This is a genomic window from Erythrobacter sp. NFXS35 (assembly GCF_040148725.1).
Classification (GTDB): domain Bacteria; phylum Pseudomonadota; class Alphaproteobacteria; order Sphingomonadales; family Sphingomonadaceae; genus Erythrobacter.
The window spans coordinates 376,777-399,977 of sequence record NZ_JAGDEB010000001.1; the positions used below are offsets into that span (position 1 = coordinate 376,777).

21 protein-coding genes and 1 tRNA gene are annotated in these 23,201 nt (G+C 62.7%); 5 read left to right on the forward strand and 17 right to left on the reverse strand.

The features are described 5' to 3' along the window. The first annotated feature begins 5 nt into the window (after positions 1-5). From ntrX to hflX, 3 genes are all read left to right on the forward strand, one after another. Positions 6-1,394 (forward strand): nitrogen assimilation response regulator NtrX, encoded by a 1,389-nt coding sequence (gene ntrX, locus J3454_RS01860; RefSeq protein ID WP_349512059.1) that lies wholly within the window; start codon positions 6-8, stop codon positions 1,392-1,394. Positions 1,395-1,553: 159 nt separating this feature from the next. Further along, positions 1,554-2,141, forward strand: a complete 588-nt coding sequence (gene hfq / locus J3454_RS01865) for an RNA chaperone Hfq (RefSeq protein ID WP_349512060.1) — start codon at positions 1,554-1,556, stop codon at positions 2,139-2,141. A gap of 26 nt (positions 2,142-2,167) precedes the next feature. After that, on the forward strand, positions 2,168-3,463 hold the full coding sequence (gene hflX / locus J3454_RS01870) for a GTPase HflX (RefSeq protein ID WP_349512061.1): 1,296 nt from the start codon (positions 2,168-2,170) through the stop codon (positions 3,461-3,463). A gap of 11 nt (positions 3,464-3,474) precedes the next feature. On the opposite strand, the gene mazG is transcribed toward hflX, so the two are convergent. The 9 genes from mazG to J3454_RS01915 are packed head-to-tail and all read right to left on the reverse strand — an operon-like array spanning position 3,475 to position 11,475. After that, the gene (gene mazG, locus J3454_RS01875) at positions 3,475-4,233 is read right to left on the reverse strand and encodes a nucleoside triphosphate pyrophosphohydrolase (RefSeq protein ID WP_349512062.1); all 759 of its coding nucleotides are present in this window, start codon (positions 4,231-4,233) and stop codon (positions 3,475-3,477) included. A gap of 38 nt (positions 4,234-4,271) precedes the next feature. Further along, positions 4,272-4,469, reverse strand: coding sequence for a hypothetical protein (locus tag J3454_RS01880; RefSeq protein WP_349512063.1), 198 nt, complete (start codon positions 4,467-4,469; stop codon positions 4,272-4,274). Then, positions 4,466-5,248, reverse strand: a complete 783-nt coding sequence (locus J3454_RS01885; RefSeq protein ID WP_349512064.1) for an MBL fold metallo-hydrolase — start codon at positions 5,246-5,248, stop codon at positions 4,466-4,468. The genes J3454_RS01880 and J3454_RS01885 overlap by 4 nt, the downstream gene beginning before the upstream one ends. Continuing rightward, positions 5,245-6,021: a TatD family hydrolase gene (locus J3454_RS01890; RefSeq protein ID WP_349512065.1), complete on the reverse strand. Its 777-nt coding sequence runs from the start codon at positions 6,019-6,021 to the stop codon at positions 5,245-5,247. Before J3454_RS01890 ends, J3454_RS01885 begins: the two co-directional genes overlap by 4 nt. Beyond that, positions 6,021-7,598 (reverse strand): methionine--tRNA ligase, encoded by a 1,578-nt coding sequence (metG, locus tag J3454_RS01895; protein WP_349512066.1) that lies wholly within the window; start codon positions 7,596-7,598, stop codon positions 6,021-6,023. The genes J3454_RS01890 and metG overlap by 1 nt, the downstream gene beginning before the upstream one ends. After that, on the reverse strand, positions 7,591-8,547 hold the full coding sequence (locus tag J3454_RS01900; protein WP_349512067.1) for a DNA polymerase III delta subunit-related protein: 957 nt from the start codon (positions 8,545-8,547) through the stop codon (positions 7,591-7,593). Before J3454_RS01900 ends, metG begins: the two co-directional genes overlap by 8 nt. Continuing rightward, complete coding sequence (gene tmk / locus J3454_RS01905; protein WP_349512068.1) at positions 8,544-9,197, reverse strand: dTMP kinase; 654 nt, start codon at positions 9,195-9,197, stop codon at positions 8,544-8,546. Before tmk ends, J3454_RS01900 begins: the two co-directional genes overlap by 4 nt. Continuing rightward, the gene (locus J3454_RS01910; RefSeq protein WP_349512069.1) at positions 9,194-10,390 is read right to left on the reverse strand and encodes a D-alanyl-D-alanine carboxypeptidase family protein; all 1,197 of its coding nucleotides are present in this window, start codon (positions 10,388-10,390) and stop codon (positions 9,194-9,196) included. The genes tmk and J3454_RS01910 overlap by 4 nt, the downstream gene beginning before the upstream one ends. Before the next feature lie 32 nt (positions 10,391-10,422). Continuing rightward, on the reverse strand, positions 10,423-11,475 hold the full coding sequence (locus tag J3454_RS01915; protein WP_349512070.1) for a lytic murein transglycosylase: 1,053 nt from the start codon (positions 11,473-11,475) through the stop codon (positions 10,423-10,425). Positions 11,476-11,564: 89 nt separating this feature from the next. On the opposite strand from J3454_RS01915, the gene J3454_RS01920 reads away from it, so the two are divergent. Continuing rightward, positions 11,565-11,654 (forward strand) — tRNA-Ser (locus J3454_RS01920). Positions 11,655-11,722: 68 nt separating this feature from the next. Here the strand turns inward: J3454_RS01920 and J3454_RS01925 are convergent. From J3454_RS01925 to J3454_RS01940, 4 genes are all read right to left on the reverse strand, one after another. Beyond that, a complete protein-coding gene (locus tag J3454_RS01925) occupies positions 11,723-12,436 on the reverse strand; it encodes a MarR family transcriptional regulator (protein WP_349512071.1) in 714 nt (237 codons plus the stop codon). 172 nt (positions 12,437-12,608) lie between these two features. Further along, a complete protein-coding gene (gene lpdA, locus J3454_RS01930; RefSeq protein ID WP_349512072.1) occupies positions 12,609-14,018 on the reverse strand; it encodes a dihydrolipoyl dehydrogenase in 1,410 nt (469 codons plus the stop codon). Positions 14,019-14,181: 163 nt separating this feature from the next. Next, a complete protein-coding gene (locus J3454_RS01935; protein ID WP_349512073.1) occupies positions 14,182-14,574 on the reverse strand; it encodes an acyl-CoA thioesterase in 393 nt (130 codons plus the stop codon). Between the two features lie 534 nt (positions 14,575-15,108). Then, positions 15,109-16,563 carry a 2-oxo acid dehydrogenase subunit E2 gene (locus J3454_RS01940; RefSeq protein WP_349512074.1) on the reverse strand — a complete coding sequence of 485 codons (1,455 nt, stop codon included), beginning with the start codon at positions 16,561-16,563 and terminating at the stop codon, positions 15,109-15,111. 137 nt (positions 16,564-16,700) lie between these two features. Here J3454_RS01940 and J3454_RS01945 point away from each other — a divergent pair, with 137 nt between their 5' ends. Further along, positions 16,701-17,153: a universal stress protein gene (locus J3454_RS01945; RefSeq protein WP_349512075.1), complete on the forward strand. Its 453-nt coding sequence runs from the start codon at positions 16,701-16,703 to the stop codon at positions 17,151-17,153. Positions 17,154-17,180: 27 nt separating this feature from the next. On the opposite strand, the gene rnr is transcribed toward J3454_RS01945, so the two are convergent. The 4 genes from rnr to phaR form a co-directional block, all read right to left on the reverse strand. Then, positions 17,181-19,481, reverse strand: coding sequence for a ribonuclease R (gene rnr, locus J3454_RS01950; protein WP_349512076.1), 2,301 nt, complete (start codon positions 19,479-19,481; stop codon positions 17,181-17,183). Between the two features lie 158 nt (positions 19,482-19,639). Further along, complete coding sequence (locus tag J3454_RS01955) at positions 19,640-20,971, reverse strand: M20/M25/M40 family metallo-hydrolase (protein ID WP_349512077.1); 1,332 nt, start codon at positions 20,969-20,971, stop codon at positions 19,640-19,642. Between the two features lie 38 nt (positions 20,972-21,009). Continuing rightward, a complete protein-coding gene (locus J3454_RS01960; RefSeq protein ID WP_349512078.1) occupies positions 21,010-22,563 on the reverse strand; it encodes an aminoacyl--tRNA ligase-related protein in 1,554 nt (517 codons plus the stop codon). A 50-nt stretch (positions 22,564-22,613) separates the two neighbouring features. Further along, positions 22,614-23,189, reverse strand: a complete 576-nt coding sequence (gene phaR, locus J3454_RS01965) for a polyhydroxyalkanoate synthesis repressor PhaR (RefSeq protein ID WP_349512079.1) — start codon at positions 23,187-23,189, stop codon at positions 22,614-22,616. Positions 23,190-23,201 lie beyond the last annotated feature (12 nt).

Below are 23,201 nucleotides of genomic sequence, written 5' to 3' on the forward strand. Positions count from 1 at the left end.
TGCCGATGGCGCTCGAAATCCTGATCGTCGACGACGAACGCGATATCCGCGAACTGGTTGCCGGCGTGCTCGGCGACGAGGGGTATGAATGCCGCACGGCCGCCGACAGCACCGAAGCCCTGGCCGCGATCGACGAGCGCCGACCGAGCCTCGTCTTGCTCGATGTATGGCTGCACGGAAGCCAGATGGACGGACTGGAACTGCTCGATGCGATCAAGGCGCGCGAACCAGGTTTGCCGGTGATCATCTTTTCGGGACACGGTAATATCGATACCGCAGTTGCCGCCGTGGGGCGCGGCGCAATGGACTTCATCGAAAAGCCGTTCGAGGCCGAACGGCTGCTGTTGCTGGTCGAGCGCGCGACCGAGACGGAGCGATTGCGCCGCGAAAACAGCCGCCTGCGTGAAGGCAGTTGGGGCAGCGCGGAATTCACTGGCAATTCGCCCACCATCAACGGCGTTCGCGCGACGCTGAAAAGGGTGGCCAATACCGGAAGCCGCGTACTGATTTCCGGCCCTGCCGGCGCCGGGAAGGAAGTGGCCGCGCGCCTGCTCCACGCCTGGAGCGGGCGCGCGCAAGGCGCCTTCGTGCTGGTCAATTCGGCCCGCATCACGCCCGAGCGCTTCGAGCAGGAATTATTCGGGGAGGAAGTCAACGGCAAGCAGATGCGTCCGGGCCTGCTCGAACTGGCCGATGGCGGAACGCTGTATCTGGACGAGATCGCGGACATGCCGCTGTCCACGCAGGCGCGTATCCTGCGTGTTCTGACCGACCAGAGCTTCGTGCGGGTCGGGGGCAGTCGGCAGATCGGGGTCGATGTTCGTGTGGTGTCATCGACGACGCGCGATCTGAATGTGGAAATGGCGGAAAAGCGTTTCCGCGAAGACCTGTTCTATCGCCTCAACGTGGTGCCGGTGGCAATTCCGTCGCTTTCCCAACGGCGTGAGGATATCCCATCGCTGGCGGAGCATTTCTTCACCCGCTATTCGAACGACCAAGGCCTCACCCCGCCGGAAATTTCGTCCGAGGCAATGGCGGCGCTGCAGGCCTATGATTGGCCGGGCAATGTCCGCCAGCTAAGGAACGTGGTCGAGCGGACGATCATCATGACCCCGCGCGAAAAGCTAAACACGGTCGAGCCAGACATGCTTCCGACCGAAATCACCGGCGGACAGGTCGGGGCGGGGGGTGAGAGCCTGTCCGCCATCATGGGCGTCCCGCTGCGCGAGGCGCGCGAAAGTTTCGAGCGCGAATACTTGGCGATCCAGATCCGGCGGTTCTCCGGCAACATCTCTAAAACTGCTAGCTTTATTGGGATGGAGCGTTCGGCCTTGCATCGTAAACTCAAGTTGCTGGGAATGGCAGACCGCCGCGACGAGGCGGACGGCGAGTAGAGCAGCACGCCAGCAAGCCACGCCTGCAGTCCAAATCAAGCCTTGTCGCAAGGCGTTCCAATCGCCATTATATTGCAAGGGTGTGGTGGCCAACCATTTGGCGCGCCTGCTCTTAACTGCGGTCACTTTCGATGGTCGCCAAGAACAGGAGGCAAAATCATGTCCAACGGGCGAACACTCTCTCCCCGCCCCATCGTCCGCCCAACCGCCCCTAGCGAGCCGCGATCTACCGACAATGGCGGATCGACGGGACGGCAGGGGAACTTGCAGGACATGTTCCTGAACTTGCTGCGGAAGAATAAGGTCCCGGTCACCATGTTCCTGGTCAAGGGGGTCAAGCTCCAGGGTATCGTGACGTGGTTCGACAATTTCTCGATCCTGCTACGCCGCGATGGACAGTCACAGCTGGTCTACAAGCACGCGATCTCGACCATCATGCCCGGCCAGATGCTCGATCCGCAGCAGTTCCAGGCCCGGCCCGGTGGCAAGAAGCAGAAGCAACTGCAGGACGTGTTCCTCAGCCGCGTCGCCGATGCCGAGGTTCAGGTGACGATGTTTCTGGTGAACGGGGTCATGTTGCAGGGCCGAATCGCGGCCTATGATCTGTTCTGCATGATGCTGGAACGCGACGGCGCGGTGCAACTGGCTTACAAGCATGCAGTATCCACTATTCAGCCCGCCGGACCCGTCGATCTGAGTGTCGGCGATGACGACGATGCTGTAATTGATGACGGAATAGCAGACTGAGCTTCGACAGCGAATTCAGTGAAGAGGTGACCCGCGGTGCGCGGGCGCTTGTGCTGTGCCCGGATATTAGGGTGTTGCGCTATGATCTCGATGCATCCGATCGCTTGGCGGAGGCCGAAGGGCTTGCGCTGGCGATTGGCATTGTCATCGCGCACTCGGCAATTTTGCCTGTTCGCAAAATGCAGCCCAACACGCTGTTCGGCTCCGGGCAGGTCGAAAATATCGCGGTGTGGTGCGAACAGCACGAAGCCGAACTGGTGATCGTCGACGGGGCGCTCACCCCGATCCAGCAGCGCAATCTCGAAGACCGGCTGAAACGCAAGGTGATCGACCGGACAGGGCTGATCCTCGAGATTTTCGGTGAGCGTGCCGCGACCGCCGAAGGCCGTCTGCAAGTCGAACTGGCGCATCTCGATTATCAGCAAAGCCGCCTTGTGCGCAGCTGGACGCACCTCGAACGCCAGCGTGGCGGCTTCGGCTTTCTCGGCGGCCCCGGCGAAACACAGATCGAAGCTGACCGGCGGATGATCCGGCAACGCATGACCCGGCTGCGCCGCGAACTGGAGCAGGTGCGAAAGACCCGCGCCTTGCACCGCGAGCGGAGGGGCAGGGCGCCGTGGCCGATCATTGCTCTGGTAGGCTACACCAATGCTGGAAAATCCACTTTGTTCAACCGTCTGACCGGTGCCGACGTGATGGCCGAGGACCTGCTGTTCGCAACGCTAGATCCGACGATGCGCGCTATCGGTCTGCCGGGAGTAGAAAAGGCGATCCTGTCCGACACGGTGGGCTTTATCTCCGACCTGCCGACGCAGCTAGTGGCCGCTTTCCGCGCGACACTGGAGGAAGTGACCTTCGCAGACGTCATTTTCCACGTCCGCGACATGGCGAATGCCAGCAATTCAGCGCAGAAAAAGCAGGTGATAGAGGTGCTTGGCGATCTGGGTATCGTCGATACCGACACCGGAGACAGTACGATCCCGATCGTCGAAGTGTGGAACAAGTGCGACCTTCTGGCCACTGAAGACCAAGACGAATTGCGCGGCATGGCCGAACTTCAGGGTGCGGTGATGGTATCGGCCGTCACCGGGGAAGGTGTGGCCGCGCTGGAAGATCGCGCCGCCGCCATGCTGACCGGAACGGCACGTGAAGTGACTTTTACTCTGCCCGTCAGCGAAGGTCGGCAGATCGCGTGGCTACACGCGCACGGCGAGGTTGTCGCAGAGGAGGATGCCGGGGAGGGGGTTGCAGGGCCAATGCGCCGGGTGACTGTGCGCCTCAATCCCAAGGAGCTTGGGCAGTTTGCCACCCTTGGCCATTGATTTTCAAACTTCTATTCGGCGTCCTTCACCTGCTGCCACAAGACCTCCTGCGCGTCGAGAGCAAGGTTCTGGAAGTTGCCGCTTGCTTTGTCTTCCATTGCGCGGAAGCGTCGCTCGAATTTCGCATTGGCTGCCCGCAACGCATCTTCGGCGTTGATGCCGTGGGCCCGAACGAAGTTGACCACCGCGAACAGCAGATCGCCGGCTTCCTCGATTCGATTTGCTTCTGATGTTGCCGAATTAAGCTCTTCGAGTTCCTCGATGACTTTGGCTTCGGAGCCTGAGGGGTCGGGCCAGTCGAAGCCGGTGCGGGCGGCACGTTTTTGCAATTTTTGCGCGCGCATCAGTGCCGGTAGCGCGCTCGCCACACCGTCGAGTGCACTGGTTACGCCTTTGGCGGTGCGCTCGCCTTCCTTGATATCTTCCCAGCGCGCATCGTCCATTGTGCCGCCAGCACCGGCGAAGATGTGGGGATGGCGGGCTTCCATCTTGTTACTGATGGCGTTGGCCACATCGGCAAAAACGAAATAGCCACGTTCCTCAGCCAAGCGCGCATGAAAGACGACCTGAAACAGGAGATCGCCGAGTTCGTCCTTGAGGTCGGCGACGTCGTTGCGCGCGATCGCATCGGCAACTTCGTAGGCTTCCTCGATCGTGTATGGAGCGATGGTTTCGAAGGTCTGCGCAAGATCCCATTCGCAACCGGTTGCACGGTCACGCAACCGGGCCATTATAGTCAGCAGCCGTTCGATAGGGGGCACCTCGCTCATGTCTCACCTTAAGATTGATAATATATATTATGTAAAACCTAAAGCAGTGCGCTGGCAGAGCCCTGGGCAGTCAAAAACCACTCCACCATTAGATAGAGCCCACCGAAAATGGCTAACCAAACCAGCGCCATACGGATGATCTGGCTCCATTTCAGGCGGTAGGACGCGAAAGCGGCGCCGACCAGTATCAGCCAACCGAGGCTTGTGACGATCGGCAGGAGCATGTCTTCGTTCATGCGACAATCTCCAACCCGTCATAGCCGACCGTGACGAAGTCCGGCACCTCGTCACACAGACTGCGATAATCCATGCTCTTGTCTAGATGGCTCAGCACGACGCGACCGGCGTCGCAGCGTTCGCCGAGCTCGATTGCCATCGCCAAATGGGCATGCGTCGGATGAGGCTCCCGCCGCAGACAGTCGGACACAAGGACGTCGACATCATCGAACAGATCGATCATATCTTCGGAAATTTCGCTGAAATCGGTCGCATAGCCGATGGATTTCCCATCGGCTTCGAACCGGAATGCGGTCGTTTCGCCTGGCCCATGCGCCATCTGGCACCATTCGACCCCGAAGCCTGCCACCATCCGCATCCGATCGAGTGTATCGATCGTGCAGATCGTGGGGTAACCGTCCTGTCCCGCAAAGACATAGCCGAAACGTTGCCGCAGGCGCCGCACTGTTTCGGTCGATGCGAAGCCGGGTATAGGCCCAGCGCGCCCGTAACGCAGCACCCGCAGATCATCGATGCCGTGGCAATGATCAGCATGGTCATGCGTCCAGAAAACCGCGTCGATGCTGCCGATCCGGTTCGCCAACAGCTGCGCACGACAATCCGATGACGTATCGACCAGCAGTCGCCTGCCTTCGCCGCTCTCGATCAGGATCGAAACCCGCGTGCGGCGATTGCGCGGCTCGTCCGGGTCGCAGTCGCCCCAATCCCCGGTGCCGTCCGCCCCGCCCAGTCGCGGCACCCCGGTGGAGGTTCCGGAGCCGAGCATCACCACCTTCACGGGCGCGCCTTGCTGAAAAGTTTGAAGAAATTGGCGGTGGTCTGCGCTTTCAGATGTTCCACATTCGTTCCGCGCAAGTCAGCGATGAAGGCTGCCGTATCCGCAACATAGGCCGGTTCGCACACCCGCCCTCGATGGGGCACGGGGGCCAGAAACGGGCTATCGGTCTCCACCAGCAGCCGGTCTTCAGGAACGGTCTTTGCAACCTCCTGCAAGGCTTTGGCATTCTTGAAGGTCACGATGCCGGACAGCGAAATCGTCAATCCCAATTCCAGCACCTTCGCGCCAAACTCTGCCGATGCGGTGAAGCAGTGGATCAGCGCCGGAAAGGCCCCCTTCCCCATTTCATCGGCCAGGATCGAAAAACTATCCTCTTCAGCATCGCGGGTATGGATGATGAGCGGCAGCTGCGTTTCGCGAGCGACATCAATATGCATTCGGAACAGCCGCTTCTGTGCCATTCTGTCAGAATGGTCATAATAGTAGTCGAGCCCCGTTTCGCCGATCGCGATAACGCGCGGATGTTGCGTCGCCTCGAGCAAGGCGGCACGTCCCAAATCCTGATGCGCATCGGCCTCGTGCGGATGGATGCCTACACTGGCGAATACATCGTGTTCGCGCACTGCGGTGGCGACGACCTGATCCCATTCGCTCTGCCGGGTGGAAATGTTGAGGAATGCCCCTACGCCAGCCTGCCGCGCACGGTCGAGTACTGCGGACTGATCCTCGACCAGGCCTTTGTATTCGAGATGGCAGTGGCTATCGACCAGCATCAGGCAGCGGGCTCCGTTTCCGGCAGTTCGAGGCGCGGGAACAGCGGGGTCGGCGGCGCGACCGTGAAACCGCCAGCGACGAGGCGGGCAAACCAGTCGGTGTCCGACATCGCTGCGTAGCTGCGTTCGCCCTCTGGAATGCCAAGTTGATCCAGCAATGCAGCGGCCTTGTCCGGCACAACGGCCTGAATCGCGATGGCAAGATCGCGCAAAGCCACAAACAGCGTTTGCAGCACTGCCTTCATCCGCCCAGGATCGGTCTTCTTCAGCGTCCAGGGTGCCTGTTCGTCGACATACTGGTTGCAGGCATAGACCGCCCGCAGCCATGCCTCGATCCCGGTCGAGAATGACAGATCATTGAATTCACGGGGAAGTTCGGAGCCGCACGCAGCGCGAACTGTTGTCAGCAACGCCGCGTCCGCATCCTGCTGCTCGAACATTTCCAGCCGCCCATCCATGTTCTTCACGATCATCGACAAGGTGCGCTGCGCCAGATTGCCGAAGCTGTTCGCCAGCTCCGCATTGGCCCGTAAAACAATTGCTTCGGGAGAATAGCTGCCATCCTGTCCGAACGCGACCTCGCGCATCAGGAAGTAGCGCAAGGCATCCACACCGAAGCGCTCCGCCAAGGCCAGCGGATCGGTGACGTTGCCAAGCGACTTCGATTCCTTTTGCCCGCGGTTGAGAAGGAAACCGTGACCGAACACCTTTTGCGGCAGCGGTAGCTGTGCGCTCATCAGGAAGGCTGGCCAGTAGATCGTGTGGAAGCGCACGATATCCTTGCCGATCAGGTGCAGGCTGGCAGGCCAGAAGGTGCCCATTCCCTCTGACGTATCGTCTGGATAACCAAGACCCGTCAGATAGTTGGTGAGCGCATCGACCCACACATACATCACATGGCCTTCGCTGCCCGGCACCTTCACGCCCCAATCGAAACTGGTGCGGCTGATCGAAAGATCGCGCAGGCCGCCTTCGACAAAGGCGATCATCTCGTTGCGGCGGCTCGCCGGTTCGAGGAATCCGGGGGTGCGCAGCAGATCGAGCAGCGGCTGCTCATATTTGGAAAGACGGAAGAACCAGCTCTCCTCGACCGTCCATTCGACAGGCGTCCCCTGCGGCGAAAGCTTTTCCCCGCCCTCGCCTTCAGTAAGTTCGCTCGCGTCGTAATAGGCTTCGTCGCGAACCGAATACCATCCCTCATAGCGGTCGAGGTACAGGTCGCCTGCAGCCTCCATCGCCTGCCAAATCGCCTGGCTGGCGTGATGGTGATCGGGATCGGAGGTGCGGATAAATCGGTCATACGAAACATTCAGAGCATCGCACATCTCACGGAAATAGCCGGACATTTCATTCGCGAGATCGGCCGGCGTGCGGCCCTGCTCCTCGGCCTTGCGCGCCATCTTCAGGCCGTGCTCGTCCGTGCCGGTCTGGAACCGCACCTGCCGGCCCTGAAGGCGTTGGAACCGGGCGATCACATCCGCGGCAATCGCCTCATAGGCATGGCCGATATGCGGCCTTCCGTTGGGGTAGCTGATCGCGGTGGTGATGTAGAAGGGGGCGTGGTCAGGGTCAGGCATGGGCCGTTTCGCTAGCTGGGGCGGCGGAGACAAGCAAGGTGCCGATCTCGAACGGAAGCATCGTGGGATCGAAATTGGCGGTAGGCGCATCAGCGGCGAGCGTGACCAGCGCAGCATGGGTATCGATCAGACGGGCGCGTTGCTCTGGCGACTCGCAAGACCGCGCCGCGCGGGCGACGAGGCCTTGCGCCAGATCGAGCACGGCCTGTATCCGTTCCCGGTCAGCGCGCGGCCCGATCAGCCGCGCCAGCTGGCCGCGCTGCTTGAAATCGCTGTCTCTGGTGGACAGCAAGGATGCAATCACTTGCGCCAACGGATTGAGATCCTGCGAAGCAAACCGCAAGGCCGCGCCGAACGAGCCTTCAGCGGCAGCGATGGCAGCCGGATCGACCGGAAGTCCGCCGTCCTCCAGCATCGCGGCAAGCTGGCCATCGGTGAGCGCTGGAAACCGCAAGGTGCGGCAGCGCGAACGGATCGTGGGGAGCAAGCGCGCCGAACGGTGGGAAACAAGCAGAAAGAAAGTGCCGACCGGCGGTTCCTCCAGGCTCTTGAGCAGCGCGTTCGCGGCTGACTTTTCAAGATCATCTGCAGGATCGATGATGATCGCACGGCGCGCGCCGAGTGTCGGACGGGTGGACAGCCGTCGCTGCATTGCGCGGATCTGCTTGATACGGATGCTGCGGGCCAGTTCGAAGGATTTGCCATCGGCCTGTGCTTTTTCCGCCTTGTCGTCCTTTGGCCCATAGCTGAGCACCAGAATGTCCGGATGATCGCCCTGCGGCTGCGGCACGCCGGGCTCTGCCACCAGTTCGCGCGCGGCCTCCATCGCGAAGTCACGCTTGCCTACGCCTGCCTTGCCCGACAACAGCCAGCCATGATGCATCCGTTCGCTGCCGAGCGCATCGCGCCACTGCCGCCAAGGCTCGATGTGGTTCGGCCAGCGGGTCATCGCCCTTCGCCCTCGCCGTCCAGCAGATCGGCCAATGCGTCCATGATGCGGGCGTGGACGTTATCGGGTGCGCCAATGCCGTCGATCCGCACGATCCCGACAGGGTCGGCCACGGCCAAGGCGCGGAAGGCCTCGGCCACCGCACGGTGGTAGGTGGCGGGCCGCCCTTCAATGGCGTCGCTGATCGCACCGCGCGCCGTAAGCCGTCCGGCCAGCACAGTCTCGTCGCCTTCGAGCAGGATCACCCGGTCGGGTCTCAGCCCGCCGCTACCGAAGGCGTGGAGCGACAGGATGGCGTCGTCGCCCAACCCGCCCGCTCCGCCCTGATATGCGCGGCTCGAATCGACGAAGCGGTCGCAAACCACCCATTCGCCGCGTGCGAGCGCCGGGCGGATCAGGTGCGCGACGTGGTCGGCGCGGGCGGCCGCGAACAGCAAGGCCTCTGCCTCGGCGGTCCAGCCCGCATCACCCGGCGGATCGAGCAGCAAGCGCCGGATCGCCTCTGCGCCCAGCGTTCCGCCCGGCTCACGCGTGGTGACCACCGCCAGCCCGCGGGCCTGCAGCGCCTCGACAAGCAACCGCGCCTGGGTGGATTTGCCCGCCCCCTCGCCGCCTTCGAACGCGATGAACCGGCCCTCCGGCGCGCTCATGCAAACAGCCCCGCGACGGCGTTGATGATCCGCTCGAGCGGGCCAGCGACTGCCACATCCTCGCGTGCGTAGAGGGGGATCCGTGCAGGCGCGACGCCGGGCGCGGTGACCTCGAGCACAGCGACGTTCTGCCCGGCCGCAATCGGGGCGCGCAGTGGGCCTTCATAACGGATCGTCGCGGTCAGCCTGCCCTTGCTTCCGCGTGGCATGTTCACAGCCACCGGTCCTTCCGCTACCAGCGGCAGGTCCCGCGCATCGCCATTCTGCACCCGCGCCGCGCCCACGACGGCTCCGGATGCAAACAGGCGGCGGCGGTCGAACGCGGTAAAGCCCCACTCCATGTAACTGCGAGCCAGCCGCCCCCTGAGCCGTCCGTTCTCAACTCCCGCCAGCACCAGCACCAGCCTTTGCCCATCGCGCTGCGCAGTGCCGAGATAGGAGAAACCCGATTCGTTGGTGAACCCGGTCTTGATCCCGTCTGCGCCCGCAGTACGACCGATCAGCGGATCATGATTGATCTGAGCGATACCTTTGTAATTGAAGCCCGCGCGACCGACATAATAGCCGAACTTGTCGCGGTGCCGCGTCACCATCGCCTGCGCGAGCCGTACGAGATCGCTGGCGGTAGTGAACGTCTGCCCTTCGTCGGGGAAGCCATTGGGGGAAGCGAAGTGGCTCCCGCTCATGCCGATCGCGTATGCCGCCTCGTTCATGGCCGCCGTCCATGCTGCGACCGAGCCCGCCTGCCCATCAGCCAGCACTGCGGCCCCGTCATTGGCCGACACATTGGCGATGCCGAGCAGCAGATCATCCACCCGCACTTGCTCGCCGGCGTCGAGGAACATCGTCGATCCCCGGCGCCGCCACTCGCGCGCGATCGCAGGGCTCATCGTGAAGACCTGCGCAGTATCGAGCCGACCCTGTTCGATCAACTCGAATGCCAGATAGAGCGTCATTGCCTTGGTTACCGACGCCGGCATGAAGCGCCGGTCGGGGTTGCGGGCATGGAGCACCTGACCGCTGGTGATGTCGACCAGCAACGCCACCGGCGCTTCGTTAGCAAGCGGAACCGCAGGAACGACAGGCACGCTGGTACGCTGCGCGCCCGCAGGCGATATCACTGCGGCGAGCAGAATCAGCAGCAGGGCCGGGCGAAATTTGAGAATGGCAATCACGGCGCAAGCTATAGCCACACCCCCTGCCCTTGGCGAGGCGTGCGCTGCCCTCAGTTCACGATTTCATCGGCCAAAAGCCCCACACTCATCGCGTAATAGTTGGAGCAGTTATATTCGAGGATAGAGCGGTAGTTGCTGGTCAGCAGCCATGCCGGAGCGCCCGGCCCGTCGGGCTGGAACAACGAGACCATCACCGCGTCAGCCAATCCGCCCTGCCCCACCACGCCGAGCGCACGCCACTCGGCAACCGTCTTCCAAACGCTATGCCGCTCGTGCACCCGCGGGCAGAGCGGTGCGACCAGTTCGGTGTTGTATGCATCGACATCGAAGCCCGAAGGCACATAGGCCCGCACGCCCCACGGTTGGCCCGGACGCCATCCCGCATCGCGGAAATAGTTGGCGATCGAGGCGAAGGTGTCGGCGCGGTTGGAGAAAATGTCGGCGCGGCCGTCCCCGTCGCCATCGGTAGCGAGGCGAATGTAGACGCTCGGCAGGAATTGCGGATTGCCGAAAGCTCCGGCGTAGCTGCCGACCAGTTGCGACCGGGCAAAGCCCCTGTCCGCAATCTTGAGCAGCGCGATGAACTCGCCTTCGAACAGCTCGCGCCGCCGCCCCTCCCAAGCAAGCGTGGCGAGGCTGCGGGCGAGATCGAAATCGCCCTTGATCCTGCCGTAGCTGGTCTCGTGACCGAAGATTGCGACGATGATCGCACCGGGCACTCCGGTTTCGCGCTCGATCCGGGCGAGCAGATCGCGGTGCTGGGCATAGACCGCACGCCCGCTGCCGATCCGCGCACCATTGACGTGGGTGGCGATATACGGCGCAAGCGGTGGATAACCCTGCGCCGTGGCGCTGCCGGGCTGGTTGCGATCGAGCCGGATCACGCGATCATTCGGGGTGAGGCCGGCGGTCATCCGGTCGATCGTCGCGCTGCTCACCCCTTCCGCCTGTGCGCGCGCCTTCAACACCTCGACGTAGGCATCGAACGGAAGCGCCAGTTGATCGGGCGCCTGTGCGGTCGCGGGTGCTAGCACGGCGCTGGTGCCGAACAGGGAGACTGCGGCAAGCGCAACACAGGCGACGGGGAGCAGACGGTGAATCATGTCCGAGGGGATGTCATACCTTTGCTGAATTCCCAACAACCGAAGTATAGTGACTTGTGAATCCGGCTTGGCTAGAGAGCGCGTCATGCGGACAGGTGGCCGAGTGGTTTAAGGCAGCGGTCTTGAAAACCGCCGAGGGTGCAAGCCCTCCGTGGGTTCGAATCCCACCCTGTCCGCCAATTGCCTGCGCGGCATCATGCAGATGCAGCAGCGAGATAAAGCGAAACGACCGAGGCTGCTCTTTAACTCAGGGGCACTGTTCGAGAGCACGACCCACCGCCAAAACTCCCTGTTTAGTCAATGTAATCAGCGTAACTCGGCCATCGGTGAGGCTAGGTTGCCGCTTGATAAGCCCTTCCAGTTCCAATTTATCGACTTGTCGCAGCGCTGTGCTTGGCGCTGCGCCGGAAGCGATAGTCAGGCTTTTTAAGGAAATAGCGGCACCACCAGCAAACTGACAGAAAAGCTCCAGCAGCATCTCCCATGCCGGTTCTCCAAGCAGGTCGGGCGCAATCGTTTTCGTGCGTTCCTTTCGAAAACGAAGGATCGACATTGCGCGCTTTGACAGCCTTGGAGAGTTCCGCTCGATCCTCGCAGCGGCGGAAGGCCAGTGATAGGCGGAACGCACCTTCTCCGGGTGCCAATCCTGATCGATAGCATCGGCGATCTTCAAGAGCGTTTGCGCTACGTCGCGCAATTCTTCTGGCTCTAGATTTTCCAGAAGATTGTTTAGCAATGAGCGCCGGGATGTCGCCGGACTGTCCTGATTGGATGTCAGGTCCGTTGATTTTTGATCATTTGAATACTCGATGGCTTCAGCTTCCATCAGAAAGTCGTCGATGGCGCTATCATTAGAAGCCATAAGATATCTGATTGAGCGAACCCGTTTTCTGGCATCTTCGAGCGACACACCGGCCCTCGCCGCCGCTTCATTCAGAGGCATTCCTTCACCGAGACCCAAAAGCAAGCGCCTCTGAGCGCGATCTGTCGTTGGCCTAGTCGATTTGGTCAATTCACGCCCCCGTCATGTGCTTCGAAGAGAGTGAAGGCTAACGAGTTAGTCGGCAGCGACAACTTTAGAAAACCTGTAGCCCGTTACGGGAGACAAGCGCCTTTCCGCACTAGTTGCGCCATCAGAAGTGGATCGCCCGCCCGTATGCGTCGAGCACGCTTTCGTGCATCATTTCGCTCAAAGTCGGGTGCGGGAAGACGGTTTGCATCAGTTCCGCCTCGGTTGTCTCCAGCACTTTGCCGACGGTGTAGCCCTGGATCAACTCGGTCACTTCCGCGCCGACCATATGCGCGCCCAGCAGTTCGCCGGTCTTGGCGTCGAAGATGGTCTTGATGAAGCCTTCCGCCTCGCCCAGCGCGATGGCCTTGCCATTGCCGATGAAGGGGAAGCTGCCGACCTTGATCTCGAGGCCCGCTGCCTTCGCCCTCGCCTCGGTCAGGCCGACGCTGGCGACCTGCGGGTGGCAATAGGTGCAGCCGGGAATGGCGTTGCGGTCAAGCGGGTGCGGGTGGACGTTTGTGTTGCCCAGTTCCTGCGCGATTGCTTCAGCGGCAGTGACGCCTTCATGGCTCGCCTTGTGCGCCAGCCATGGGCCGGGCGTGCAATCGCCGATGGCCCACAGCCCCTTGGTCTTGGTGCGGCCATAGGGATCGATCTGAATGAAGCCGCGCTCCATTTCCGTCAGCCCGTCGAGCCCGATATTCTCGGTATTGGGGACGATCCCGATGGCGACGATGACGTGGGTGAAGTCCTGCGGTGCGGCTTTGCCGGACTTGTCCTTGATGGTGGCGGTGATGCCGTTCTCGCTGACTTTCATGTCCTCGACACCCGCGCCGGTCAGAAACGTAATGCCCTGCTTCTTCAGCGACTTTTCAAGGAAGGTCGAGACGTCCGCATCCTCAGCCGGCACGATCCGGTCGAGCATTTCGACCACGGTCACGTCAACGCCGAGGTCGTTGTAGAAACTGGCGAATTCGATCCCGATTGCGCCCGATCCGATCACCAGCAGCTTTTCGGGAAGTTCGCTGGGGGTCATGGCGTGGCGGTATGTCCACACGCGCTTGCCGTCAGCCGGGGCAAACGGCAGGTCGCGCGCGCGCGCGCCGGTGGCGACGATGATGTGTTTCGCGGTCAGGGATTCCTCGCCCTTTTCGCCCTTCACCGTGAGGGAGGTCGCGGCGGTCAGCGTCCCCTCGCCCATGTGGACTGTGACCTTGTTCTTCTTCATCAGGTGGCCGATGCCCTGATTGAGCTGTTTTGCCACCCCGCGGCTGCGCTTGACGATCGCGCCTAGATCCGCCTCGATCCCCTTGGCGACGAGACCGTAATCGCCCGCGTGCTGCATGTAGTGGTAGATTTCGGCCGAGCGCAGCATCGCCTTGGTCGGGATGCAGCCCCAGTTGAGGCAGATGCCGCCGAGATTCTCGCGTTCCACTATCGCGGTCTTCAACCCCAACTGCGCGCAGCGAATCGCCGCGACATAGCCGCCGGGGCCGGAACCGAGCACGATCACGTCATAGGAGGCAGACATTCAGGTTATTCCTCGTTTGGCTGAACTGTAGGAGACAGTGAGACACTGTCCAGGAAGCGAAAACCGGCTCCGGTCGCGGGGGTCCGGAGCAATAGTGGGCGGAAAGGCGCGAAGCGAGCGGCATGGCCCAAGTATGGCAAGCGCCGCTTATGTAGGACAGGTGTCACTTACCCGGCTCGGGCAAAGCCGCTGCAGCGATGGGCCGCGGGCAGTTATCTTCGCCCAGCAACACGAATTTGAAGGTGCCTTGGGCAACCTTGGTGGTCGCCTCGCCATTGCGTTCCCGCGCGATGGCTTCGGCAGCGATGGTGAGCGAGGTGGTGCCGGTGGCGTTTACGTCGCAATAGACGCTGAGTTCATCGCCCACCGCCATCGCGCCCGGAAAGGCGAAATCGGTGGCGGAGACGACCACCGCCTTGCCCTGCCCCACGCGGCTCGCGAGCGACCCTGCGCCCAGCGCCATCTGCGCCATCAGCCACCCGCCGAACACCCCGCCATAGGGGTTGGTGTCAGCCGGCATGGCGGTGACGCGGATTTGGGGAGTGCGGTCAGTCATCGTGCTCGGTGGTCTTTGCTACATCTGAGCCGAAAATTTCCGCCAAATTCCTTCGATAGAACTCCCGAGCGGCAGGATCTGATACGTTGAAAAATCTCATGTAGCCTGCGAATGGAACTGTGATTTGGATTACATAGCGTTTTGACGAATGTCTTGGTGGCGGGCTACAGAACGTCTCGAGGTGAGGCTCTCCAATAACGACATCGAATGTCGCATCCAGCCCTGCATGACTGTAGGCGTACTGCGCGTTCACGTCGGTCAGATCGAAAGTCTCCGTTCCATCTCGCGCAGCAGCGCCATTGACGAATGAGACTGACCCAAGACTGTTCTTACCATGCGCCTCATAGAAGCCAACTAGGCGATCCCGTTTCGGATAAGACACCGAAGGGAACGGTATACTAAAATTTGGGCCTCGGTAAGAAACCAGCCTCGGATCGTCCTCATCTAGTCGTGTGACCGATAGATGTCCGTGAGAATATTGGACAGATGAGGTCTGATAAACGAGCTGCTCGGCACAAAAGACGTTACCGACAATCACACCACCAGCCCCATTGGGTTCTCGCACAGCTGCTTGATTGCCTCCATCAGCTGCGCGCCGTCCGCGCCGTCGATGGCGCGGTGGTCGAAGCTGCCGCTGGCGTGCAGCACCGTCGCCACTTCCACCTCGCCGTTCACCACATAGGGCTGCTTCTGCCCCGCGCCGACGGCGAGGATCATGCCCTGCGGCGGGTTGATCACCGCGTCGAACTGCTTGATCCCGAACATCCCGAGGTTGCTGAGGCTCGCCGTGCCGCCCTGATATTCATGCGGCATCAGCTTGCCATCACGCGCCTTGCCCGCAAGCGTCTTCATCTCGGTCGAGATCGCGGCCAGGCCCTTGGTGTCGGCGCTCGTGATGACCGGTGTAATCAGGCCCGAAGGCGCGGCCACCGCCACCGATACGTCAGCGCGTTCGTAACGGCGCAGCGTATCGCCCTGGAAGCTGACATTGCACTGCGGCACGCGCATCAGCGCGCGGGCGAGCGCCTTGATCAGCAGATCGTTGACCGACAGCTTCACGTCGTCCGGTTCCAGCGAAGTGTTCAATTGCGCGCGCAGTTCCAGCAGCGGATCGAGCCGGATGTCGATGGTGAGGTAGAAGTGCGGGACGGTCTGCTTGCTCTCGGTCAGGCGGCGGGCGATGACCTTGCGGACGCCCGAAAGCTTCTCGTCGGTAAACGGCGCGCTGCCGTTCGTCGTGTGAGCACCCGCGGAGGCGGGTGTCTCAGGCTTGGGCGCGCTAGGGCCAGAGGTCCCCGCCTGCGCGGGGACTCGCTCGGTGGCTCCGGGCGTGAAGTTTTCGACGTCGTCCTTCACGATCCGGCCATTGGGGCCGCTGCCCTTGACCTGCGACAGATCGATCCCCTTGTCCGCCGCGATCCGCTTGGCCAGCGGCGAGGCGATAATGCGCTCTCCGTCTGCAGCTGGGGGCGCGGTAGCCGGAGCGGGCGCGGGCGCGGGCTGGGGTGAGCGCGCGCCGGTGACGGATGCAGCGCCGCCCCCGCCCATGGCTGCTTCGATATCGTCCTTGGTGATCTTGCCCTTGGGGCCGGTGCCTTCGATCTGCGCCAGATCGATCCCGTTCGCCTCGGCCAGCTTGCGTGCCGTCGGGGTTGCAGCCGGGCCTTCGTTCGCAGGTGCCGGGGCAGGAGCAGGAGCCGGTTCGGACGATGACGCAGCAGGCTTCGAGGCCGGAGCCTCCTCCTCGCCCTCCACCGTCAGCCGCGCGATCACTGCGCCGACCTTGACGTTCTCGGTCCCGGCTTGGATCAGGATCTCGGCAATCACGCCTTCATCGACCGCTTCGAACTCCATCGTCGCCTTGTCGGTTTCGATCTCGGCCATGATGTCGCCCGATTGCACCGTGTCACCGACGCTCACCAGCCACTTTGCCAGCGTGCCTTCTTCCATGGTGGGCGACAAAGCCGGCATCTTGATATCCAGGGCCATGATCCAGTGTAACTCCCGTAAACGATCCTTGCCCGTTCTCTGGCCAATTCCCTAGCGTCGGGCAAGTGGTCAGAGCGGGGGACTTGCCATTCCATACGAATGCATCGATACCACCGCACCCAACGGGGCTCGAAGACATGCGCACATTTCTGGTCATCATCGACGAAAGCGAAGAGGCGCTGGCCGCCTTGCGCTATGCCGCGCGCAGAGCGGTGGCGGTGGGCGGCGCGGTGCATGTGTTGGCGCTGGTGCCGCAGCAGAACTTCAGCGCGTTCGGCGCCGTGCAGGCCACCATCGAGGAGGAGGCGCGCGACCGCGCGGAGATGCTCGCCCATGGAGTCGCCGGCAATCTGCTGGCGGAAAGCGGGATCATGCCGACGATTTCTGTCAAGATCGGTAATGGGCAAAGGATCGTCAGCGAATTTCTGGCCGAGCATGATGAAGTCGCCGCGTTGGTGCTGGGCGCCGCCACCGGCACAGCCCCCGGACCGCTGGTAACGCACTTCTCGGCCGCTGCCGGCACGCTGCCCTGCCCGCTCTACATCGTCCCCGCCGGTTACGACGAGACCAAGAGCGACCATCAGGTCTAATTCAGGGCCCAGATCAGGTCAGAGCCGCTACTTCTTGCGCCCCTGATGCCTGATATTGCCGGGCCGCCCGCGCTGGCCCGCCATGTATTTGCCCGCTTTCTTCGGCGGCCCGCCGGAACCCCGGCGGCGATTATCGGGACGGGCGCCGCGCTGCTCGATCGCGCCCGCATCGGTATCGGGCAGCACGAACTTCAGCGCGCCGGTGAGCGCGTTGGCCTCGGCCAGTTTCAGCTTCAGCCGGTCGCCGCTCGCATAGGTTGTGCCGCTGTCGGTTCCCACCAGCGCCTGCGCCGCCTCGTCATGGCGGAAGTACTCGCCGCCCAAGGTCGAGATCGGTACGAGGCCATCTCCCCCCAGCCCGACGATGGTGGCGAAAAAGCCGAAGCCCTGCACCCCGGTGATGCGGGTATCGAACACCTCACCCACCCGTGCCGATAGCCACGCCGCGACGTAGCGGTCGATGGTGTCGCGTTCGGCCTCCATCGCCCGGCGTTCTGTCTGGCTGATCGCGTCGGAGACTTGTTGCAAGCTGGCGCGGTCGCGGTCCGACAGGCCGGAAGTGTCCGGCAGTGATCCCGGCGGGGCGGGCTGTTCCAGCTTGTAGGCATCCACCAGCGCGCGGTGCACCAGCAAGTCGGCATAGCGGCGGATTGGCGAGGTGAAGTGCGCGTAAGACCCCAGCGAAAGCCCGAAATGTCCGGCATTGGCGGGGCCGTAATAGGCCTGCGTCTGGCTGCGCAGCACCGCCTCCATCACCAGCGCCTTTTCCGCCTCGTCGGTGACGTCCTTCAGCATCCGGTTGAACAGGCCTGGCGTCACCACCTGACCCAGCGCCAGCTTCTTGTCCATCGTGGCAAGATAATCGCGCAGCGCGATCAACTTTTCGCGGCTCGGCGGTTCATGGACGCGGTAGACGACAGGGGCGGTCTTCGCCTCCAGCGCCTTGGCTGCAGCGACATTGGCAGCAATCATGAAGTCTTCCACCACGCGGTGCGCATCGAGCCGTTCGCGCAGCGCGATCTCGGCGATTTGGCCTTGCTCGTTCAGCACCACGCGGCGTTCGGGCAGTTCCAGCGCGAGCGGATCGCGGGCATCGCGGGCGGCGGAGAGCGCCTTCCATGCGTCCCACAAGTGAGCGAGGTATTCCGGCGGGCTGCCGCTATCGACGGCCTTCTGCGCATCCTCATAGGCAATGTTGTGCGCAATCCGCACCAGCGCGCGGGTGAAGCGGAAGCTGCTGACCTTGCCGTCACCATTGATATGGAGGTGACACGCCATCGCCGCGCGGTCCTCGCCCTCCTTAAGCGAGCACACATCGGCGGACAGGATTTCGGGCAGCATCGGCACCACGCGGTCGGGGAAGTAGACCGAATTGCCGCGCTTCCTCGCCTCGCGGTCGAGCGCGGAGCCGGGACGGACGTAGAATGACACATCGGCAATCGCGACGAGCGCGTTAAACCCGCCCTGCCCGTCCGGCTCGGCCCAGATCGCATCGTCATGGTCACGCGCATCGGCGGGGTCGATCGCGACAATGGGCAAATGCCGCAGGTCCTCGCGGGTCTTTTCCGACAGCTTGAGCTTGGCCGCGCGCGGTGCTTCTTCCAACGCTTCTTCGGGGAACACGTTGGGGATCCCGTGCTTGGCGATGGCAATCAGGCTGAAGCTTTTGGGGGCGAGCGGATCACCCACCACTTCGACCACCTTCACGCCAGCGCGGTCGGACCGCCCGACCCGTTCGGCGATCACCAACTGGCCTTCCTCGGCCTCACCCACGTCGGCAATGGCTGCGGACTGGCGCACGCGTTTGTCTACTGGCGCGAGCCATGCCTTGCCGCTCTTGTCGAACTCGACCACGCCCATCAGCCCTTCGGTGCGCGAAGGCAGCTTCTTCATCGGGTGGGCGATCCAGCCTGCGTCCGTTTCCTCGGTGCGCGCCAGCACCCGGTCGCCGCGCTTGAGCGCAGGCGGGCGCTTTACGCCGGGCTTCGGGCGCGGTTCGCGGATGGTGAGACGCGGAGCATCGCCGGGGGCTTCGGGGTCCCAGTTATCGGGCTCGGCAATCAGATCGCCGTCTTCGATGGCGACGATCTTGAGCGTGGTCACCTTGGGGACTCCGCCCATGCGGTGAAAGGCGGATTTCTTGCCGTCGATCAGCCCATCTTCCGCCATGTCCTTGAGCAGGGCTTTCAGCTTGATCTTCTCCTGCCCCTTCAGCCCGAATGCCTTGGCGATCTCGCGCTTGCCGGCGGGAATGTCGGAGGACTGGATGAAGTCGAGCACCTGTTTGGCGGTCGGCATTCCTTGGGGAAGTTTGGGGGGCTTGGGCATAGGTTAGCCCTAACTCATAAGCCACGTCATTGCGAGCCGAAGGCGAAGCAATCCAGCATCAGACGGCGAGACTGGTTGCAGCGCCGGTTTATGGATTCCCGGGTGGCGCTTCGCGCCGTCTGCGACTCCGCCTTACGGCGCCTCGCAATGACGAAGGTCTATTCCTTCGCCACCGGTTCAAACGCCCCGCCGGGGACAGCGCTGGACACAGGCGAACAGTAATTGCCATCGCAGGCGGCGACGCCGAAAATCCAGTCGTCGCCGCGATAAGGCATGACCTTTGTGCTTGTCGGAGCCGCCACCATGATGACTTCATCGCCACCCCATGCAGGAGCATCGCTTCGGCGTTTGATCAGCCGGTAGGCTTCTGCACCGGCGACCGTCTGCCATTTGACTTCGGTATCCACGCGCACCGCCGCGTCCACCGTCACCTTTGGCGGCATCGGCGCTCGGGCGAGCGCATCCAGTGCCCGCACATTCAGCTGCGTCACCCCGGCCAGATAGGCGAAATCCATTTCGTCCACCGTGTCGCCGTAGAACACCCCGTCCTCGGTGCGCAGGTCCTGATGCTGGTGGTCGTAATCCTCGACCCCGACGGAGAATCGAATCGCGGGATAGCCCTTCTGCAGGAACGGCACCTGATCCCCGCCCCGCCCCATCCGGTCGGTGCGCCAGATCTGGCGGACTTGCATTGCGTCCGGTTGCTCGGCCGCCAGCCCCGCGACCCAGCGCGACAGGTTGCGCGAAGGCGTGTCGTTCTCGCCCCCGAACCGGGTTTGCGCGGCGCGCAAACGGTCGGTCAGGTCGGCGCGTGGGCCTTCGGAGAACACGCGCACCACCTTGGGCTCGCAATATCCGTCCTTGCCGCAGGAATTGCCGACGATGTCGTTGTTGAGCACGGCTTTCACGGTGAAGCCCTGTGCCTCGGCCCAATCGGCGAGTATTCGCCCGCCGTGGAGCCCCTGTTCCTCACCAGACAGCAGAGCGTAGATGATGGTGGAGGGGTATGTCTCGCCCGACAGCGCCCGCGCCGCTTCCAGCACCAACGCGGTGCCCGATCCATCATCGTTCGCGCCCGGCGCATCACTGGTGAAATCGAGCGCTTCGGACACACGGCTGTCGATGTGACCCTGCACGATCACGACCTCTTTGGGGCGTTCGGTGCCGCGCTGGATGGCGACGGCGTTGCGCACCAACGTGGGTGTGGGGATGCGCGGGGCAGCGGTGATCGTGTCGCTGACAGGCAGGACTTCGAGGCAGCCACCGCACTTCGCGCCGATCCGCTTGAATTCAGCCAGCCCCCAATCCACAGCCGCGCCAATGCCGCGTTCGGGATCGGTCTGCGATGACAGGGTATGGCGGGTGCCGAAGCTGACCAGCTTTTCGACATCGCTGCGCAGGCGCTCTGCGGATACCTCGTCTGCGGGATGGGTCTGGGCGGAAAGCGGGCTGGCCAGCAGTGCGGCGAGCAGAAGGGCGCGTTTGATCATGATGCACTGTCTGCCCGCCCTGCGGGATCGACGCAAGCCTAGTAAGCGCGGGCGATCAGAATGCGCTCGGTCGCCGGTGCGCCGGTGAAGATACAGGTGCCGCCAGCAGGTTCGCCGCCGCGCGGTACGTTACGGATGGTGAGCTTCACCGCCTTCAGCTTTTCCACCACTGCATCGAGCGCCGCGCCGGTTGGCTTGGCCCATTCGACCTCGACCCAGCCGGGATGTTTGCCGCCGTTTTCGAAGTGGCGCACGACTGCGGCCCAGTCGGTGATCCCGCGAGTGATGTTGGCATCGCGTCGCAAGCGGGCTTCGTCGAACAGGCCGTGCTGGATTTCCTCGAGCAGCGCGCCTGCTGCCGCAGCAAATTCGTCATGGGCGACGAACTGCATCGCGGGCTTGCCGTTTTCGGCATTCCACAGCCGGTCGCGGCGCAGGACCGCCAGCTTGCCTTCGGCCATGTCGCGCGGGCCGACTTCGACGATGATGGGCGCACCCTTTCGCACCCAGCTCCAGCGCTTGGCCGCAGCCTTGCCCGGCCTGGTATCGAGCAGCACGCGCACCTTTTCTCCCGAGGCGTTTTGCGAAGCCAGCGCGGAGCGAACGTTTTCGCAGTAGGCCAGCAATTCGGCATCCTCGGGCGTTTCGCGCAGCATCGGGATGATGACGATCTGCTGCGGCGCGATAGCGGGCGGAACGCGCAAGCCATCGTCATCGCCGTGCGTCATGATCACCCCGCCGATCAGCCGGGTCGACGTGCCCCAGCTGGTCGTGTGGCAATATTGCTGCGCGCCTTCGCGGTCCTGATATTGAATGCCGGCAGCGTGCGCGAAATTGGTGCCGAGATAGTGGCTGGTGCCCGCCTGCAGCGCCTTGCCGTCCTGCATCATCGCTTCGATCGACCAGGTTTCGACCGCGCCGGGGAAGCGTTCATTCTCCGGCTTTTCGCCCGCGATCACCGGCAGCGCCAGGTCTTCCTCGGCGCAGGCACGATACATTTCCAGCGCGCGGTGCGTTTCGGCAACTGCCTGCTCGCGGTTCTCGTGCGCGGTATGGCCTTCCTGCCAGAGGAATTCGCTGGTGCGCAGAAACATTCGCGTGCGCATTTCCCAGCGCACCACGTTGGCCCACTGATTGGTGAGCAGCGGCAGATCGCGCCACGACTGGATCCAGCGCGCCATTGCATCGCCGATGATCGTTTCCGAGGTCGGGCGCACCACCAGCGGTTCTTCCAGCTTGGCAGCGGGATCGGGGATCAGCCCGCCCTTGCCGTCGGAAATCAGGCGGTGGTGGGTGACGACCGCCATTTCCTTGGCGAAACCTTCGACGTGCGCGGCCTCACGTTCGAAATTGGCAAGCGGGATGAACAGCGGAAAATAGCAGTTCTGCACGCCCGCGGCCTTGATCCGGTCGTCCATCAGGCGCTGGATGCGTTCCCAGATGCCGTAGCCCCATGGCTTGATGACCATGCAGCCGCGCACCCCCGATTCCTCGGCGAGGTCGGCGGCGGCGATCACTTCCTGATACCATTTGGCGAAATCGTCTTCGCGCTTCACGGTCAGCGCGTGGCGGATCTGGGACACGGACTTCATTCCTGACTTTTCTCACGCGGCCCTGTGCCGCAGGCGCGCCGCGCTTCGCGCTATTTGCCCAATTCGTCCAGCTTCTTTTGCATCGCGGCCATCTGTTCGCGCAGCTGGGCGATTTCGTCCTTCGATTCTGCAACGGGCGCGGCAGGCTTATCCTTGCCCTTGGCGACGCCCGGCATAAAAGCTCCGGCAGCAGCGCGCATCATCGCCATATTGGTCTCGTGTATCGCGGCGAAGGGATTGCCGGTCATGCCCTTTTCGAAAGCTTCGCGAATCTTCGACTGGTTCTCGCGGAAGTTCGTCATGCTGGCTTCCAGATAGGACGGCATCAGCGCCTGCATCGAATTGCCGTACATCCCGATCAGCTGGCGCAGGAAGCTTACCGGCAGCATCTGCTCGCCATTGGCTTCTTCGTCCATGATGATCTGAGTCAGTATCGAATGGGTGATATCGTCCCCGCTTTTGGCGTCGAGCACCTGAAAATCGATGTTCTCACGTACCATCCGGGCCAGATCCTCAAGCGTGATGTAGCTTGACGAGGCGGTGTTGTAGAGCCTCCGGTTGGCGTACTTCTTGATGATTACGACACCGCCGTTTTCGCCCGATGCCGCCTTCGACCTGCCCACCATTATGTTATCCTG

What these genes read in the sequence shown, in the direction of transcription:
- ntrX (WP_349512059.1), top strand. Translation starts at nt 6, where the DNA reads ATGGCGCTCGAAATCCTGATCGTCGACGACGAACGCGATATCCGCGAA.
- hfq (WP_349512060.1), top strand. Translation starts at nt 1,554, where the DNA reads ATGTCCAACGGGCGAACACTCTCTCCCCGCCCCATCGTCCGCCCAACC.
- mazG (WP_349512062.1), bottom strand. Translation starts at nt 4,233, where the DNA reads ATGAGCGAGGTGCCCCCTATCGAACGGCTGCTGACTATAATGGCCCGG.
- J3454_RS01880 (WP_349512063.1), bottom strand. Translation starts at nt 4,469, where the DNA reads ATGAACGAAGACATGCTCCTGCCGATCGTCACAAGCCTCGGTTGGCTG.
- J3454_RS01890 (WP_349512065.1), bottom strand. Translation starts at nt 6,021, where the DNA reads ATGCTGGTCGATAGCCACTGCCATCTCGAATACAAAGGCCTGGTCGAG.
- metG (WP_349512066.1), bottom strand. Translation starts at nt 7,598, where the DNA reads ATGCCTGACCCTGACCACGCCCCCTTCTACATCACCACCGCGATCAGC.
- J3454_RS01900 (WP_349512067.1), bottom strand. Translation starts at nt 8,547, where the DNA reads ATGACCCGCTGGCCGAACCACATCGAGCCTTGGCGGCAGTGGCGCGAT.
- tmk (WP_349512068.1), bottom strand. Translation starts at nt 9,197, where the DNA reads ATGAGCGCGCCGGAGGGCCGGTTCATCGCGTTCGAAGGCGGCGAGGGG.
- J3454_RS01915 (WP_349512070.1), bottom strand. Translation starts at nt 11,475, where the DNA reads ATGATTCACCGTCTGCTCCCCGTCGCCTGTGTTGCGCTTGCCGCAGTC.
- lpdA (WP_349512072.1), bottom strand. Translation starts at nt 14,018, where the DNA reads ATGTCTGCCTCCTATGACGTGATCGTGCTCGGTTCCGGCCCCGGCGGC.
- J3454_RS01935 (WP_349512073.1), bottom strand. Translation starts at nt 14,574, where the DNA reads ATGACTGACCGCACTCCCCAAATCCGCGTCACCGCCATGCCGGCTGAC.
- J3454_RS01940 (WP_349512074.1), bottom strand. Translation starts at nt 16,563, where the DNA reads ATGGCCCTGGATATCAAGATGCCGGCTTTGTCGCCCACCATGGAAGAA.
- J3454_RS01945 (WP_349512075.1), top strand. Translation starts at nt 16,701, where the DNA reads ATGCGCACATTTCTGGTCATCATCGACGAAAGCGAAGAGGCGCTGGCC.
- rnr (WP_349512076.1), bottom strand. Translation starts at nt 19,481, where the DNA reads ATGCCCAAGCCCCCCAAACTTCCCCAAGGAATGCCGACCGCCAAACAG.
- J3454_RS01955 (WP_349512077.1), bottom strand. Translation starts at nt 20,971, where the DNA reads ATGATCAAACGCGCCCTTCTGCTCGCCGCACTGCTGGCCAGCCCGCTT.
- J3454_RS01960 (WP_349512078.1), bottom strand. Translation starts at nt 22,563, where the DNA reads ATGAAGTCCGTGTCCCAGATCCGCCACGCGCTGACCGTGAAGCGCGAA.
- phaR (WP_349512079.1), bottom strand. Translation starts at nt 23,189, where the DNA reads ATGGTGGGCAGGTCGAAGGCGGCATCGGGCGAAAACGGCGGTGTCGTA.